5 protein-coding genes are annotated in these 17,305 nt (G+C 76.9%); all 5 read left to right on the top strand.

Annotated elements, in window-relative coordinates:
* The first annotated feature begins 24 nt into the window (after window positions 1-24).
* A complete protein-coding gene (locus AB0O91_RS33055; protein WP_363441159.1) occupies window positions 25-4,695 on the top strand; it encodes an amino acid adenylation domain-containing protein in 4,671 nt (1,556 codons plus the stop codon).
* Between the two features lie 56 nt (window positions 4,696-4,751).
* Entirely contained in the window at window positions 4,752-11,186 is a 6,435-nt protein-coding gene (locus AB0O91_RS33060; protein WP_363441161.1) for an amino acid adenylation domain-containing protein, read from the top strand.
* A gap of 29 nt (window positions 11,187-11,215) precedes the next feature.
* The gene (vioD, locus tag AB0O91_RS33065; RefSeq protein WP_363441163.1) at window positions 11,216-12,325 is read left to right on the top strand and encodes a capreomycidine synthase; all 1,110 of its coding nucleotides are present in this window, start codon (window positions 11,216-11,218) and stop codon (window positions 12,323-12,325) included.
* Window positions 12,326-12,364: 39 nt separating this feature from the next.
* Entirely contained in the window at window positions 12,365-13,396 is a 1,032-nt protein-coding gene (gene gntD, locus AB0O91_RS33070; protein WP_363441165.1) for a guanitoxin biosynthesis L-enduracididine beta-hydroxylase GntD, read from the top strand.
* Between the two features lie 118 nt (window positions 13,397-13,514).
* A partial coding sequence (locus tag AB0O91_RS33075) for an amino acid adenylation domain-containing protein (RefSeq protein WP_363441167.1) occupies window positions 13,515-17,305 on the top strand: 3,791 nt, incomplete at its 3' end.

Raw genomic sequence — 17,305 nt, forward strand, 5'->3', positions numbered from 1 at the left:
GCCGACCCTCCCGGGACTCCCCAGATGACCCAGTCACCCCAGCGCGCCGCACTCTCCGCCGAGAAGCGCCGCCTGCTCGCCCAGCTGCTCCAGCAGCAGGGCCTCGCCCGCACCGACACCGCCGGCCTGATCGCGCCCCGCCCCGAGGGCGTCCGGCTGCCGCTCTCCTTCGCCCAGCAACGACTTTGGTTCGTCGAGCAGTTCACCGGCCCGAGCCCGCTCTACAGCATCGCCTGCACCGTCCGGCTCACCGGCCGGCTCGACGCCCCCGCCCTGGAGCGGGCGCTGGGCCGGGTGGTGGCCCGGCACGAGGCGCTGCGCACCACCTTCCGCGCCGAGGACGGCCGGCCCGAGCAGGTCGTGCACCCCCGGATCGAGGTCGCCCTGCCGCTCACCGACCTGTCCGCGCGGACCGGGGAGGAGCAGCGGGCCGCGCTCGCCGAGCTGACCGAGCAGGAGAGCCGCCGGCCGTTCGACCTGGGCGCCGGGCCGCTGCTGCGCGGCCGACTGGCCCGACTGGCCGACGAGGAGCACGTCCTGCTGCTCGCGCTGCACCACATCGTGGCGGACGGCTGGTCGCTGGACATCCTGGTGCGCGAGCTGGCGCACTACTACCGGCCAGCCGGGAGCGACCGGGGCGAACCGGCCGAGCTGCCCGAACTCCCCGTCCAGTACGCCGACTTCGCGCTCTGGCAGCACGAGCGGGTGTCCGGCGAGGCACTGGACGCCCAACTGGCGCACTGGCGCGGGCGGCTGGCCGGCGCGCCCAGCGCGGTGGACCTGCCCACCGACCGCCCGCGCACCGCCCGGCAGGGCTTCGCCGGCGCCTGCTTCCCGTGGCAGCTGGACGGCGACCTCGCCACCCGGCTCACCGCGCTCGCCCGGGACCACGACGCCACGCTGTACATGGCGCTGCTGGCCGGCTTCACCGCCGTGGCCCAGCGCTGGAGCGGGCAGGACGACCTGGTGGTGGGCTCGCCGGTGGCCAACCGCAACCACGCCCGGACCGAGGGCCTGATCGGCTTCTTCGTCAACATGCTGCCGCTGCGCACCGACCTGTCCGGCAACCCGACCTTCCGCGAACTCCTGGACCGCGTGCGGGAGTCGGCGCTCGCCGCGTACGCCCACCAGGACGTGCCGTTCGAGCGGATCGTCGAGGAGGTCCGCCCGGACCGCGACGCCGTCGGCAGCACCCCGTTCGCCAACCTGCTGCTGGTCCTGCAGAACACCCCGGAGACCAGGATCGAGCTGCCCGGGCTGCGGATGGACGTGGCCGCGGTGGACACCGGCACGGCCAAGTTCGACCTGCACCTCCAGGTCACCGAGACCCCGCAGGGCCTGACCGGGCTGGCCGACTACCGCACCGAGCTGTACGACGAGCGCACCGTGCGCCGGTTCATCGACCAGTGGCTGCACCTGCTGGCCGCCGCCGTCGCCGCCCCGGACACCCGGCTGGACGCCCTGCCGCTGCTCGACCCGGCCGGCCGCGCCGCCGAGCTGACGGCCGGCACCGCCCGGGGCGTCGCCGCCACCGCTGCCACCCGACCGGGGTCGGCGCCGGCGCCGACCGGCCTGCCGGCCGCGTTCGCCGAGCAGGTCCGGCTGCGCCCAGAGGCGATCGCCGTCACCTGCGGCACCGAGCAGCTCAGCTACGCCGAGCTGGACCGCCGCTCCGACGCCCTCGCCGGGCGGCTGCGCGCGCTGGGGGTGGGACCGGAGAGCCGGGTGGCGATCTGCGTCGAACCGTCGGCGGCCCTGGTCACCGGCATCCTGGGCATCCTGAAGAGCGGCGGCGGGTACGTCCCGCTCGACCCCCGCCACCCGGCCGACCGGCGGGCCTACACCCTCGCCGACTCCGGCGCGGTGGCCCTGGTCGCCGACCCTGACCACACCGGACCCACCGACGGGATACCGGTCCTGACGGTCGATCAGCTCCCGCTCGACGGGCCGCTGGAACCCGCGCCGCTGCGCCCGGACCACCTCGCGTACGTCATCTACACCTCCGGCACCACCGGACGCCCCAAGGGCGCGCTGCTCACCCACGCCAACGTGCTGCGGCTGTTCGAGGCGGCCGCCGAGGACGTGCCGTTCGGCCCGGACGACGTCTGGTCGCTGTACCACTCCGCCGCCTTCGACTTCTCGGTCTGGGAGATCTGGGGCGCCCTGCTGCACGGCGGCCGGGTCGTGGTGGTGCCGCAGGAGGCCCGGCAGAACCCGGCCGCCTGCCACGCGCTGGTGCGCGCGGAGGGCGTCACGGTGCTCAGCCAGACGCCCACCGCCTTCCGCCGGTTCGCCGACGCGGACGCGACGGCGGGCAGCCCGCCGCTCGCGCTGCGGCACGTGGTGTTCGGCGGCGAGGCCCTGGAGCCGGGCGCGCTGCGGGCCTGGGCCGCCCGGCACCCCGACGGCCCCCGGCTGGTCAACATGTACGGGATCACCGAGACCACCGTGCACGTCACCGCGCACCCGCTCGGCCCGGCCGACCTGGCCGCCCCCGGCAGCGTCGTCGGCCGCCCGCTGGCCGACCTCGCGGTGCACCTGCTCGACCGCCGCGGCGAGCCGGTGCCGCCCGGTACGCCCGGCGAACTGTGCGTCGGCGGCGCCGGCCTGGCCCGCGGCTACCTGGGCCGCCCCGGCCTGACCGCCGAACGCTTCACCCCGGCCCCGCTCGGCGACGGCGAGCGGCTCTACCGCAGCGGCGACCTCGCCCGCCGGCTGCCGGACGGCACGCTGGAGTACCTGGGCCGGATCGACCAGCAGGTCAAGGTCCGCGGCCACCGGGTCGAGCTCGGCGAGATCGAGGCCGAGCTCGGCGCCCACCCGGGCGTGCGGCACGCCGCCGTCCTGCCCCGGGAGGCGCCGGGCGGCGACCTCGGGCTGGTCGCCTACGTCGTCCCCGAGGAGACCACGGACGGCGCCCGGACCACGGACGGCGCCCGGACCACGGCCGGCACCGGAACGACGGACAGCGCCGGGGCGACGGACGCTGGGGCGACGGACGCCGGGGAGAGCGGCGACGCCGCCCAGGTCGCCCAGTGGCGGACCGTCTTCGACACCGCCTACGACCAGTACGAGCAGGTGGGCGGCGCCGACCCCACCTTCAACATCCGCGGCTGGAGCAGCAGTTACACCGGCGAGCCGATCCCGGCCGAGGAGATGCGGCGCTGGGTCACGGACACCGTGGCGCTGATCCGCGGCACCGGCCCGCGCCGGGTGCTGGAGATCGGCTGCGGCACCGGCCTGCTGCTCTTCCGGCTGGCCGGCCACTGCGAGCAGTACACCGCCCTCGACCTGTCCGACAGCGCGGTCGCGCACGTCCGCCGCCACCTGCCGGCGGACTGGACGCACGTGCGGCTGCTGCGCCGGGCCGGCCACGAGCTGGCCGGCCTGCCGGCCGGCGGCTTCGACACCGTCGTCCTCAACTCGGTCGCCCAGTACCTGCCGAGCGCCGGCTACCTGGTCGAGGTGCTCACCGGGGCCGCCGCGCTGCTGGCGCCCGGCGGGCGGATCGTGGTCGGCGACGTCCGGCACCTGGCCCTGCTGGACGCCTTCCAGGTGTCCGTCCTGCAGCCGGGCCTGCCCGCCGGGGCGGACGACGCCGAGCTGGCCCGGCAGGTCCGCCAGGCCGTCCGGCAGGAGGACGAACTGCTGCTCGACCCGCGCTTCTTCGCCGCCCTGCGCCGGGAGATCCCGCGGATCGGCCGGGTGGAGGTGCGGCCCAAGCCCGGGCACGACCGCAACGAGATGACCCGCTACCGCTACGACGTGGTCCTGCACCTGGACGCCGCGCCGGCCCCGGCCGAGGTGCGCACGGTGGCGTGGACCGGCGGCGAGCTGGGCGCCCTGCTGGACGGCTCCCCGCTCGTGGTCACCGGCATCCCCAACGCCCGGGTGCACACCGACGCCGGCACCGCCGCCCGGCTGGCCACCGGCCAGGCCGCCGGGAACGCCCCGGCCGACGGCCCCGCCGCCCTCGACCCTCAGGAACTGTGCGAGCTGGCCGAGGAGTTGGGCCACTGCGTGGAGCTGAGCTGGGCGACCGGCGACCCGCTGGGCCGGTTCGACGCCGCCTTCCGCCCGGCCGGCACCGAGCCGCACACCGCACCGGCGCCCGCCGGGGACGACGCCGGCCTGCCCTGGCCGCACTGGGCCAACGACCCGCACCGCGGCCGCGCCGCCCGCCAGTTGGTCCCCAAGCTCCGCTCCCACCTGCGGGAGCGGCTGCCCGAGTACATGGTCCCGGAGGCCTTCGTCACCCTGGACGCGCTGCCGCTGACCGGCAACGGCAAGCTCGACCGGGCGGCCCTGCCCGCCCCGGACTGGTCGGCCGGCTCGACCGCGCTGCTCGCCCCCCGCGACGCCACCGAGCGGGCCCTCGCCGAGATCTGGAGCACCGCCCTGGGCGTGGCCCGGATCGGGCTGGCCGACGACTTCTTCGACCTCGGCGGCCACTCCCTGCTGGCCGTCCAGGTCACCGCCGCCGTCCGCGAGTCGCTGGGCCGCGCGCTGTCGGTCCGGGCGCTGTTCGAGGCGCCGCGGCTGGGCGAGTTCGCCGAGGCGGTGCGGCGCGCCCCGGCCGCCGAGGCGCCGGTCGAGGCGGCGGTCCCGGTCCGCGAGGCCGTCCCGGCCGACGACACCGGCTTCGACGACCTGTCCGCCGAGGAGCTGGCGGAGCTGATGGGCGGCGACCGGTGACCCCCGACCGCCGCACCACCGTCCCGCACACCACCGTCCCCGCGAAGGAGCACCCCGTGGCCACCGCCCCCCGCACCGCCGAGGTGCTGCCGGCCTCCGCCGCCCAGCGCCGGTTCTGGCTGATCGACCGGCTGGAGGGCCCCAGCGGCGTCTACAACACCGCCGCCGCCCTGCGGCTGAGCGGCCCGCTCGACACCGACCACCTCGGGCAGGCCTTCCAGTCGCTGGTCGACCGGCACGAGGCACTGCGCACCGTCTTCCCGGCCCGCGACGGCGTCCCGGTCCAGCTGGTGCTGCCGCGCCGCGCCTTCGACCTGGGCGTGACCGAGGCCCCCGGCGCCGACCCGGCCGCCGTCGAGGAGCTGGCCGGCCGGCTCGCCGAGCAGCCCTTCGACCTGGCCAAGGGCCCGCTGCTGCGGGCCGAGCTGATCGCCCTCGGGCCGCAGGAGCACCTGCTCGTCGTGGTGCTGCACCACATCGTGGTGGACCGCTGGTCCTTCGGCCTGCTGATGTCCGAACTCTCCGAGTGCTACGCCGCGTTGACCGAGCGGCGCCCGGTCCGGCTGCCCGCTCTGCCGCTGCGCTACGCCGACCACGTCGCCCACCGGCAGGCCGTACTGGACGGCGGCCTCGCCGACCGGCTGCTCGACCACTGGCGGGAGCGGCTGGCCGGCGCCCCGCAGGCCCTGGAGCTGCCCGGCGACCGGCCGCGCCCGGCGGTGCGCAGCTTCCGCGGCGCGACCGTCCCGGTGCGGCTGGGCCCGGCCGCCTCGCAGGCCGTCCGCGACCTCGCCCGGGCCGCCGGGGCGACCCCGTTCATGGTGCTGCTGGCCGCCTTCCAGGCGGTCCTGGCCCGGCACGCGGGCGCCGCGGAGGTCGTGGTGGCCACCGGCCCGGCCACCCGGGCGCCCGGTACCGAGCTGCTGGTCGGCGCGCTGGTCAACACCGTGCTGCTGCGCACCTCGCTGGCCGGCGACCCGAGCTTCACCGAGCTGGTGGAGCGGGTGCGGGGCACCGCGCTGGAGGCCTTCGAGCACCAGGAGCTGCCCTTCGACCGGCTGGTCGAGGAGCTGGCGCCCAGCCGGGACCTCTCCCGCAACCCGCTGGCCCAGGTCGGCTTCGTGCTGCAGAACGCCCCGGCCACCACACCCGCGCTGGCCGGCCTGGCGGTCGAGCCGGTCGCCGTCGCCCGGGACAGCGCCCACCTGGACCTCGACCTCCAACTGACCGAGGAGGACGGCTGCTTCACCGGATTCGCCGAGTTCGCCCGGGACCTCTTCGACGCCCCGACGGTGGCCCGGCTGCTCGGCCACTGGACCACCCTGCTGGAGGCCGCCGTCCGGACCCCGGCCGCCCGGCTGTCCGCACTGCCGCTGCTCACCGCCGGGGAACTGGCCCAGGAGCTGCACGGCTGGAACGACACCGACGGCGAACTCCCGGCCGGCCTGCGGGTGGACGAGCTGTTCGCCCGCCAGGCGGCCCGCACGCCGGAGGCGGTCGCGGTGGTCGACGAGGCCGGTCCCCGCACCTACCGGGCGCTGGACGCCTGGGCGGGCCGGATCGCCCACCGCCTGCGGCGGCACGGCGTCGGCCCGGAGGTGCCGGTGGCGCTCTGCCTGGAGCGCGGCGCCGGGCTCAGCGCCGCCATGCTCGGCACGCTGCGGGCCGGCGGCGCCTTCCTCGGCCTGGACCCGTCCTACCCGGCCGACCGGCTGACCTACATGATCGACGACGCCCGGCCCGCCGTGGTGGTGGCCAACCGGTCCACCGCGGGCACCCTGCCGGACGGTGTCGAGGTGCTGCTGCTGGAGGAGATCGCCGACGACGCACCGGAGTTCGGCCGGGCCGAGGGCGACCGGACCGGCACCGGCGAGGCCAACCTCGCCTACCTGGTCTACACCTCGGGCTCCACCGGCCGCCCGAAGGGCGTCGCCGTCACCCACCGGGCGATCGTCAACACCTTCGCCGGGCTGGCCCGTTCGCACGGCTTCGGCCCCGGCGACCGGATGATCGCCCTGCACTCGCCGAGCTTCGACCCGGCCGTGCACGACTGCCTGGCCCCGCTGGTGGTCGGCGCCGCCGCCGTCTTCCCCGCCCCGCACGCCGCCCGCGACCCGCGGCACTGGGCCGAGCTGGTCGCCCGCCACCGGGTGACCGTCTGGTCGATGGGCCCGGCCGGGACGGAGGCGATGCTCGCCGCCGCCGCGGAGCACGGCCTGGCCCTGGACACCCTGCGCGCCGCGCTGATCGGCGGGGACGTGCTGCCGCCGGCGCTGCCGTCCCGGCTGCGGGCCGCCGCCCCCGGCTGCCGGGTGGTCAACTCGGCCGGCGTGGCCGAGGCCGCCTTCTGCAACAACGAGTACCCCGTCCCCGAGGACGCCGACCCGGCCGCCCCGGTGCCCTACGGCCACCCGCTGGCCAACCAGCAACTGCTGGTGCTGGACGGGCTGCTGCGCCCGGTGCCGGTCGGGGTGCCCGGCGAGCTGTGCGTGGCCGGCGAGGGGCGGGCCCGCGGGTACGCGGGCCGCCCCGGCCTGACCGCCGAGCGCTTCGTGCCGCACCCGCACGGCCGGGTGCCCGGCGCGCGCCTCTACCGCACCGGCGACCTGGCCCGCCGCCGGGCCGACGGCGAGCTGGAGCTGCTCGGGCGGGCCGACCACCAGGTCAAGATCCGCGGCTTCCGGGTCGAGCCGGGCGAGGTCACCGGCGTGCTGCTGGGCCACCCGGCGGTGGCCGACGCGATCGTGGTGGCCCGCGAGGTGGCCCCGGGCGACCGCCGGCTCGCCGCCTACTGGACGGCCGCCACCGCCGCCACCACCACCGCCGACGCACCGGTCTCCGCCGCCGAGCTGGCCGCCTGGCTGCGCGAGCGGCTGCCCGGCCACCTCGTCCCCGCGCTGTGGACGGAGCTCACGGCGCTGCCGCTCACCCCCAACGGCAAGGTGGACCGGGCGGCCCTGCCCGAGCCCGCCGCCCCGACCGGGCCGGCCGACCGGCTCGCCCCGCGCACCGCCGCCGAGGCCGCGATCGCCGCGATCTGGCAGCGGCTGCTGGAGCTGCCCGAGGTCGGCGTGCTGGACGACTTCTTCGCCCTCGGCGGCCACTCGCTGCTGGCCAACCGGCTGGTCGGCGCGCTGCGCGCCGAGTTCGGCGTGGAGCTGCGGCTGCGCGAGGTGTTCGGCGCGGTCACCGTGGCCGCCCAGGCCGACCTGGTCGAGCGGCTGCGCTCCGGCGCCGACGGCGGCCCGGCGGCCGACGCCGTCGCCCCCCTGCCGCCGGTCCTCCCGGCCGACCGCAGCCGGCCGCTGCCGCTCTCCTTCGCCCAGCAGCGGATGTGGCTGTTCGACCGCTTCGCCCCCGGCAACCCCGCCTACCACGTGCCCACCGCGGTGCGGATCGGCGGCGAGCTGGACCCGGCCGCGCTGGCCGCCGCGCTGCGCGGGCTCACCGCCCGGCACGAGGTGCTGCGCACCGTGCTGCCGGAGGTGGACGGCGTGCCGGCCCAGCGCGTGCTGCCGGTCGGCGACGCCCCGCTGACCGTCCGCGACCTCGCCGACGGCGAGCGGGCCCGCGAGGTCGTCGACGCCTTCGTCGCCCGCCCCTTCGACCTCACCGCCGAGGTGCCGCTGCGCGCCCTGCTGCTGCGGGTCGCACCGACCGAGCACGTGCTCGTCCTGGTGATCCACCACATCGCGCTCGACGGCTGGTCGATGGGCGTCCTGGTCGAGGACCTCGGCGCGCTGTACGACGGCCGCGAGCTGCCCCCGCTGCCGGTGCAGTACGCCGACTACGCCCGCTGGCAGGCCGACCGGGCCGCCGAGGGCCGCTGGACCGGGCAGCTGGCGCACTGGCGCGAGCGGCTGGCCGGCCCGCTGCCGGTGCTGGAGCTGCCCACCGACCGGCCCCGCCCGGCCGTACCGAGCCTGGCCGGTGCGGTGCACGGGTTCGAGCTGCCGGCCGAGCTGACCGAGCGGCTGCGCGCCCTCGGCGCCCGGCACGGCGCCACCCTGTTCATGGTGCTGCTGGCCGGCTACCAGACCCTGCTGGGCCGGCTCTCCGGCGCCGAGGACGTCCTGGTCGGCACCCCGGTGGCCGGTCGCGGCCAGCGCGAACTGGACGGCCTGGTCGGCTGCTTCGTCAACAGCCTGGCGCTGCGCGGCGACCTCTCCGGCGACCCGGCCTTCGCCGAACTGCTGGAGCGCACCCGCGACCGCACGCTGGCCGACTTCGACGCCCAGGAGGTGCCGTTCGAGCAGGTGCTGGACGCCGTCGGGGCCGAGCGCGACCCCGCCCGGCACCCGGTGTTCCAGACCATGCTGACGCTGCAGAGCGCCCGCCCGCCCCGGACCGGCTTCGCCGGGCTGCGGGTGGACCCGCTGGACGCGGACACCGGCTCCTGCCTGATGGACCTGATGTTCACCGCCGTCGAGCGCGACGGCCGGCTGGCCTTCACGGTGGAGTACGCGACCGACCTGTTCGACGCGGCCGGCATCGCCCGCCTGGCGCACCGCTTCGGCGTGCTGCTGTCGGCCGCCGCCGAGGCGCCGGACACCCCGCTGTCCGGGCTGCCCCTGCTCGACGACGCGGAGCGCCGCACGGTGCTCACCGAGTGGAACGCCACCGCCCGGCCGGTCCCGGCCGGCGGCCTGCACGACCTGGTCGCGGCGGCCGCGGCCCGCACCCCGGACGCCCCCGCGCTGGAGTACCGGGGCCGGAGCACCGGCTACGCCGAGTTGGAGGCCGCCGCCGAGCGCTGCGCCGCCCGACTGCGCGCGCTGGGCGTCGGCGCCGGGAGCGTGGTCGCGGTGCACGCGGCCCCGACCCCGCTGCTGGTCACCGCCCTGCTCGGCGTGCTGAAGGCGGGGGCGGCCTTCACCACGCTGGACCCGGAGCTGCCCGCGGAGCGGCTGCGCCTGCTGCTGGAGCTGTCCGGCGCCGCGCTGGTGCTCACCGACAGCCCCGCCGACAGCCCCGCCGACGGCCCCGACGCCGAAGCGCTGACCGACGGCCTGCGGGTGGTCCCGATCGACGGACCGGACGAGCCGGCCGCGCCGGTCGGGCCCGCCCCGGCGACCGAACCGCAGGCGCTGGCCTGCGTGTTCTTCACCTCCGGCACCACCGGCACCCCCAAGGGCTCGATGTTCACCCACCGGGGCCTGGTGAACTTCACCCTGGCGATGGCCGAGGAGTTCCGCCTCGCCCCCGGCGACCGCTTCCTGCAACTGGCGTCCACCGGCTTCGACGTCCTGCTGGAGGAGCTGTTCCCGGCCCTCGCGGCCGGCGCCACCGTGGTGCTGCCCGGCGCCCGGCTGCTGACCCGCGGCGTCGACCTGACCGGCTACCTGGCCGAGCACCGGATCACCGCCCTGGAGCTGACCACCGCCTACTGGCACGACTGGACCACCGAACTGGAGCGCACCGGCGCCGCGTTGCCGCCGTCCCTGAAGGTCGTCGCGATGGGCGGCGAGCGGGTCCGCCGCGACCTGCTGACCGCCTGGCAGCGGCTCGGCGTCCCGCTGGTGCACGTGTACGGGCTCACCGAGGTGACCTGCACCTCGACCACCCGACGGGTGACCGGGGAGCCGGTGGGGGGCGACGGCCTGCCGATCGGCCGCCCGCTGCCCAACAGCACCGCCTACCTGCTCGACCCGGCCGGGCGCCCGGTGCCGGCCGGCTCCCCCGGGGAGCTGTTCCTCGGCGGCGCCGGCCTGGCCCGCGGCTACCTGGGCCGCCCCGGCCTGACCGCCGAGCGCTTCGTCCCGGACCCGTACGGCGAGCCCGGCGCCCGGCTCTACCGCACCGGCGACCTGGCCCGCCACCGGGCCGACGGCGAGCTGGAGTTCATCGGCCGCGCGGACCAGCAGGTGAAGATCCGCGGCCACCGGATCGAGCCCGGCGAGGTGGAGGCCCGGCTCGCCGAACTGCCCGGCGTCGGCGCCGCGGCGGTCGTGGTCCGCGAGGACGAGCCCGGCGAGAAGCGGCTGGTCGGCTACGTGGTGGCGGCCCCCGGCCACGCCCCGGACGTGCTCGAACTGCGCGCCGCGCTGCGCGAGCGGCTGCCCGAGTACCTGGTCCCCGCGGCCGTGGTGCCGCTGCCCGCGCTGCCGCTGAACGGCAACGGCAAGCTCGACCGCGGCGCCCTGCCCCGGCCCGGCCGGGCCGAGCTGGCCGGCGGTACCGCGGTGGCCCCGCGCACCCCGGCCGAGCGTGAACTCGCCGCACTGGCGGGCGAGTTGCTCGACCTGCCGGCCGTCGGCGTGCACGACAACCTGTTCGACCTGGGCCTGCACTCGCTGCTGGCCGCCCGCTTCGCCGCCCGGGTCCGGGAGGCCTGCCGGGTCGAGATGCCCCTGCGGGTCTTCTACGAGGCCCCCACCGTCGCCGAGTTGGCCCTGCGGGTGGTGCAGCTCCAGGCCGAGGAGACCGACCCCGACGACCTGGCCGCGCTGCTCGCCGAGCTGGAGGCCGAGGACGGCCTCACCACCGCCTGACCCCGCCGATCCGGCCCCTGGAGGAACCCGTGACCATCGCCCCGGCACTGCTCGAAGACTGGCTCCGCGAGCGGTACTTCACCACCACCTACGACATCAGCAGCAGCGGTGTCGAGAACTACACCGTCGACCAGGTCCTCGCCCTGGCCGGCACCGACGCCTCCTCGCTCGGCGGCATCCTGTTCCGCGACAGCCACTCGCTGGGCGGCGAGCCGCTGCGCGCCGCCCTCGCCGAGCGCCACGGCACCGACCCCGGCTCGGTGATCGCCACCCAGGGCTCCAGCGAGGCGATCTACCTGGTCATGCAGGCCCTGCTGAAGCCCGGGGACGAGGTCGTCGTCCAGGCGCCCGCCTACCACGCCCTGGTCGAGGTGGCCGCCTCGCTGGGCTGCCGGATCGTCCCGTGGGCGATGCGGACCGAGCACGGCGTCGTCACCAACGAGGACGAGCTGCTGGCGCTGATCGGCTCCACCACCGCCATGGTGGTGGTCAACTTCCCGCACAACCCGACCGGCGCCACCGTCACGGCCGACCAGCAGGCCGCCATCGTCGACACCTGCGCCCGCTACGGCACCTGGCTCGCCTGGGACAACGCCTTCCAGCACCTGGTCTACGACCGCGAGCCGCTGCCCGACCCGGCCCCCGGCTACCCCCGGGCGATCTCCTTCGGCACCCTGTCCAAGGCGTACGGCCTGCCGGGCCTGCGGGTCGGCTGGGCCCTCGCCGCCCCCGAGGTGCTGGCCGGCTGCGTGCGCCGCCGCGACTACACCAGCCTGGCGCTGTCCCCGCTGGTCGAGGCGGTGGCCACGCACGCCGTCCGGCACGCCGACGAACTGCTGCGCCCGCGCCTGGCCCAGGCCACCGCCAACCGCGCGGTGCTCGCCGCCTGGCTGACCGAGCACCGCGACCGGGTGAGCGCCGACCTGCCGGCCGGCGGGGTCACCGCCTTCCCCGCGCTGACCACGGTCGCGGACGTCACCGCCTTCGCCGACCGGCTCGACCGCGAGCACGGCGTCCTGGTCGTCCCCGGCGTCTGCTTCGGAGCCCCCCGGCACATCCGGCTCGGCTTCGGCGGCGCCGCCGACGAGCTGGCCGCCGGCCTCGACCGGCTCGCCGCCCTGCTGCCCGCGGCCCGCTGAGCCCGTCCGCCGCCCCTCCTACTCCCCGAGGTCGACCCCATGAACACCCACACGCTGACCCCCGCCGACGCCGACGCCGTCGCCGCCCTCCTGGACGAACTCGCCGAACGCCACGGCGACGTGGAGGACCGGGCCCTCCAGGACGACCTGACCGTCCAGTCGCACCGCCTGCCCATCGCCCTGCGCCGCTTCCTCACCGACTTCCGGCTGCACGAGCCGACCGGCGTCTGCGTGGTCTCCGGCTACCGCGTCGACCAGGACCGGATCGGCGCCACCCCCGCGCACTGGCAGCACCGCACCGGGACCTCCCCGGCGCTGCGCGAGGAGATCTTCCTGCTGCTGTGCGCGTCGCTGCTCGGCGAGCCGATCGCCTGGGCCACCCAGCAGGACGGCTACCTGGTGCACGACGTCCTCCCGGTCGCGGGGCACGCCGACGAGCAGATCGGCACCGGCAGCAACCAGACCATCTTCTGGCACGTCGAGGACGCCTTCCACCCCTACCGGGGCGACTACGTCGGCCTGCTGTGCCTGCGCAACCCGGACCGGGTGCCGACCACCTTCCTCGGCGCGGACGAGCTGGACATCCCCGCCGACGACCGCCGGGTGCTCGCCGAGCCGCGGTTCTACATGCTGCCCGACAACTCCCACCTCCAGATGCTCGACAGCGGCCCCGGCCGGGAGCTCGCGGGCGGCGCCGAGCTGCTCCCCCAGGCGCACGAGCGGCTGAAGCGGATGCTCGACGACGCCGCGCCCGTCCCGGTGCTGTCCGGCTCCCCGACCGAGCCCTACCTGTGCCTGGACCCGTACTTCATGGACCTGGACCGGCTGGACCCGGAGGCCCGCGGCGCGCTCCAGCGGCTCTCCGAGCAGATCGACCGCAAGCTCGGCGGCGCCGCGCTCGCCCCCGGCGAGATCGTCTTCGTCGACAACTACCGTGCGGTGCACGGCCGCAGCTCCTTCGCCGCGCGCTTCGACGGCACCGACCGCTGGCTCAAGCGGGTCAACGTCGCCCGCGACCTGCGCAAGTCCCGCGACGCCCGGGCCGCCGCCGGCTCCCGCGTCCTGTTCTGAGCACGCCCCCGGCCGCCCGGCGGCACCGCCGACACCGCCGGCCCCGCCCGCCGCCGCACCGCCCCAGCCTTCCGTCCCGCGCCTTCGCGCCCGCCCGACCTTCTCCGGGGAGAGCACCGTGAGCACCACCCAGTCCGTCGCCGCGCCGTCCACCGACCGCACCACCGGGGCCGCCGCCTCCGGCACCGCCGCCGACACCGCCCGGCGGATCGCCGAGCTGTCGCCCGAGCAGCGGGCCCGGCTGGAGGCCCGGCTGCGCGAGCGGCTGGCCGGGCGCCCGGCCGCGCCGGCCGGCGTGCCGCGCCGGACGCCGGGGGCGCCGACGCCGCTCTCCTTCACCCAGGAGCAGATCTGGCTGGCCCAGCAGCTCGCCCCGGAGTCGGCCGCGTACAACGTGCCGATGGCGGTGGCCTGCACCGGTCCGCTGGACCCGGAGCGGCTGGCCGGCGCCTTCCGCACGGTGATCGCCCGGCACGAGGTGCTGCGCACCACCTTCGCCGCCGGCGCCGACGGCGCACCCGTCCAACTGGTGGGGGACGGCGCCGGGTTCACCCTCCCGGTGACCGACCTGCGGTCCGCGCCCGACGGTGCCGGGGCCCGCGTGCGCGCGCTGCTCGCCGCGGAGGCGCACACCCCGTTCGACCTGGCCACCGGGCCGCTGCTGCGGGCGGCGCTGCTGCGCACCGGCGAGCAGGAGCACGTCCTGTTGCTGACGGTGCATCACATCGCGGTCGACGCATGGTCGGTGAACGTCCTGCTGGGCGAGGTCGGGGCCGCCTACCGGCTGGCGGACGGACCGGCCGGTGCCGAACTCCCGCCGCTGCCGGTGCAGTACGGCGACTTCGCCGCCTGGCAGCGCGGCCGGCTGGACGGCGCCGCGTACCAGGAGAGCCTGGCGTACTGGCGGGAGCGGCTGGCCGGCCTGACCGACACCCCGCCGCCGGCCACCGCCACCGGCCGTCCCGGTGACGGCCCGGGCGCCGGCTCGCACGGCCTGGAGCTGCCCGCCGAGGTGACCGCGGGCCTGCGGGCCCTCGCCGCCCGGCACCGGACCACCCTCTTCACCGTGGCGCTGGCCGCGCTCCAGGTGCTGCTGCACCGCTACGGCTGCGGGCCGGACCCGGTCATCGCCACCCCGGTCGGCGGCCGCGAGCGCACCGAACTCGAGGGCCTGATCGGCTGCTTCGTCAACACCCTGCTGCTGCGCGGCGACCTCTCCCCGCGCTCCGCCGGGGACGCCCCCACCGGCGAGCCGACCTTCGCCGAACTGCTGGACCGGGCCGCCGAGGCGACCCGCCAGGACCTCCGGCACCAGGAGGTGCCCTTCGAGCAGCTGGCCGCCGAGCTGCGGGCCGGCTCCCCCGAGGGGCTGGCCCGCACGATGCTGGTGCTCGACCACGCCGCCCCGGGCGCCGCCCCCGAGGACGCGGCCGGCGAGCTGGTGCTGCGCCCGCTGGACGGGGCCGGACCGGCCGACGCCAAGCGGGACCTCACCTTCACCGTCTCGGAGACCGGCGACACCCTCGCGCTGACCCTGACCTACCGCACCGACCGCTACGAGGAGCGCTCCGCCGAGCGCCTGCTCGCCCACTACGCCACCCTGCTGCGCGAGGCCTGCGCCGACCCGCACCGCCCGGTCGGCCGGCTGCCGCTGCTGACCGCCGCCGAACGCGGGCTGGTCCTGGACCGCTGGAACGCCACCGCCCTGGACGTGCCGGCCGGCACCTTCCACGGCCGCTTCGCCGAGCAGGCCGCCCGGACCCCGCAGGCCGTCGCCGTGGTCGGCGCCGACGGCACCCACCGCTACGGCGAACTCGACCGGCTCGCCAACCGGCTCGCCCACCACCTGCGCGACCTCGGCGTCGGCCCCGAGACCCCGGTCGGCATCTGCCTGGAGCGCGGCGCCCGGACGGTGACGGCCCTGCTCGCCGTCCTCAAGGCCGGCGGCTGCTACGTGCCGATCGACCCGGCCCAGCCGCGGGAGCGGATGGCGATGATGCTCGCCGACACCGCCGCGCCCGTGGTGATCACCCGCGCCGCCCTGGCCGACCGGCTGCCGGCCGGCGTGCGGGCCGTCCTGGTCGACGGCCCGGCCCTCGACGCGCTGCCCGACACCGCCCCGGACGTCACCGTCGACCCCGCCCAGGCCGCCTACGTGCTGTTCACCTCCGGCTCCACCGGCCGCCCCAAGGGCGTCGTGGTCGAGCACCGCCAGGTGCTCAACTACCGCACCGCCGTGGTCTCCGCGCTCGGCCTGGCGGCCGGGGCCGGGTACGCGATGGTGCAGCCGTTCACCTTCGACTCCTGCGTCACGGTGCTCTCGGCCGCGCTGCTCGGCGGCGGGACGCTGCACATGGTGGACGCCGACACCGCCGCGGACGGGCGGCTGCTGGCGGCCTACTTCGCCGAACACCCGATCGACTACCTGAAGATCAGCCCCTCGCACCTGGCCGCCCTGGAGGGCCCCGCCGCCGAGCACCGGGTGCTCCCGCGCCGCGGCCTGATCCTCGGCGGCGAGGGCTCCACCAGCACCTTCGTGCGCGAGCTGCTGGGCCGGGCCGAGTGCGAGGTCCTCAACCACTACGGCCCCACCGAGACCACCGTCGGCGTGACCACCCACCACCCGCGCGCCGAGGAGCTCGCCGCCACCCCGACCGTGCCGATCGGCCGGCCGCTCGGCAACGTGCGGGCGTACGTCCTCGACGACCGGGGCGAGCCGGTGCCGGTCGGCGTGCCGGGCGAACTGCTCATCGGCGGCGCCCAGGTGACCCGCGGCTACCTGGGCCGCCCCGGCCTGACCGCCGAGCGCTTCGTCCCGGACCCGTACGGCGAGCCCGGCTCCCGGCTCTACCGCACCGGCGACCTGACCCGTCGGCTGCCGGACGGCGCGATCGAGTACCTCGGCCGGCTGGACGACCAGGTGAAGATCCGCGGCTTCCGGATCGAACTCGGCGAGGTGGAGTCGGCGCTGGCCGCGCTCGCACCGGTGGCGGCGGCCGCGGTCATGGTCCGCGAGGACCGCCCCGGGGACCGCCAGCTGGTCGGCTACCTGGTCCCGACGCCCGGCACCGCGTGCGAACCGGCCGATCTGCGCGCCGAGTTGGCCAAGACCCTGCCCGGCTACATGGTGCCGTCGGCGCTGGTGGTGCTGGACACCCTCCCGCTCACGGCGCACGGCAAGCTCGACCGCCGGGCGCTGCCCGCCCCGCCCCGCCAGGAGGGCGCCACCGGCCGCACCGCGCGCGACGGGCGGGAGACGGCGCTGTGCCGGATCTTCGCCGAGGTGCTGGGCACCGACCGCGAACCGGGCATCGACGAGAGCTTCTTCGACCTCGGCGGGCACTCGCTGCTGGCGATGCGCCTGGTCGCCGCCGTCCGCTCCGAACTCAACGCCGAACTCGGCGTGCGCGACCTCTTCGAGGCCCCCACCGTCGCCCTGCTGGCCGAACGCCTGGAGCAGGCCGCACCCGCCACCGCCCGGCCGGACCTCCTCCCGGCCGAACGCCCGGAGCGGATCCCGCTCTCCCACGCCCAGTCCCGGCTCTGGTTCCTCAACCGGATGGAGCGCGGGGCCACCGCCTACGCGATGCCGGTGGTGCTGCGCCTGCCCGGTGCGGTGGACCCGATCGCGCTCCAGGCCGCGCTGGACGACGTGGTGGAACGCCACGAGACGCTGCGCACCCTCTTCCCGGAGACCGACGGCGAACCCCAGCAGCTCATCCGTCCGGCCAGCTCAGGCCTGATCCCGCTCACCGTCCTGGAGGTCACCGACGAGGCCGACGCCCGCACCCGGATCGCCGAACTCGCCTCCACACCCTTCGACCTCACCACCGAACTCCCCCTGCGCGCCGCCCTGTTCACCACCGCCCCCGACACCCACCTGCTCACCCTCGTCCTCCACCACATCGC

The organism is Kitasatospora sp. NPDC089797 (genome assembly GCF_040684795.1).
In the GTDB taxonomy this organism is placed as follows: domain Bacteria; phylum Actinomycetota; class Actinomycetes; order Streptomycetales; family Streptomycetaceae; genus Kitasatospora.

Coding starts and splice junctions, on each gene's coding strand:
- AB0O91_RS33055 (WP_363441159.1), top strand. CDS start 25: ATGACCCAGTCACCCCAGCGCGCCGCACTCTCCGCCGAGAAGCGCCGC.
- gntD (WP_363441165.1), top strand. CDS start 12,365: ATGAACACCCACACGCTGACCCCCGCCGACGCCGACGCCGTCGCCGCC.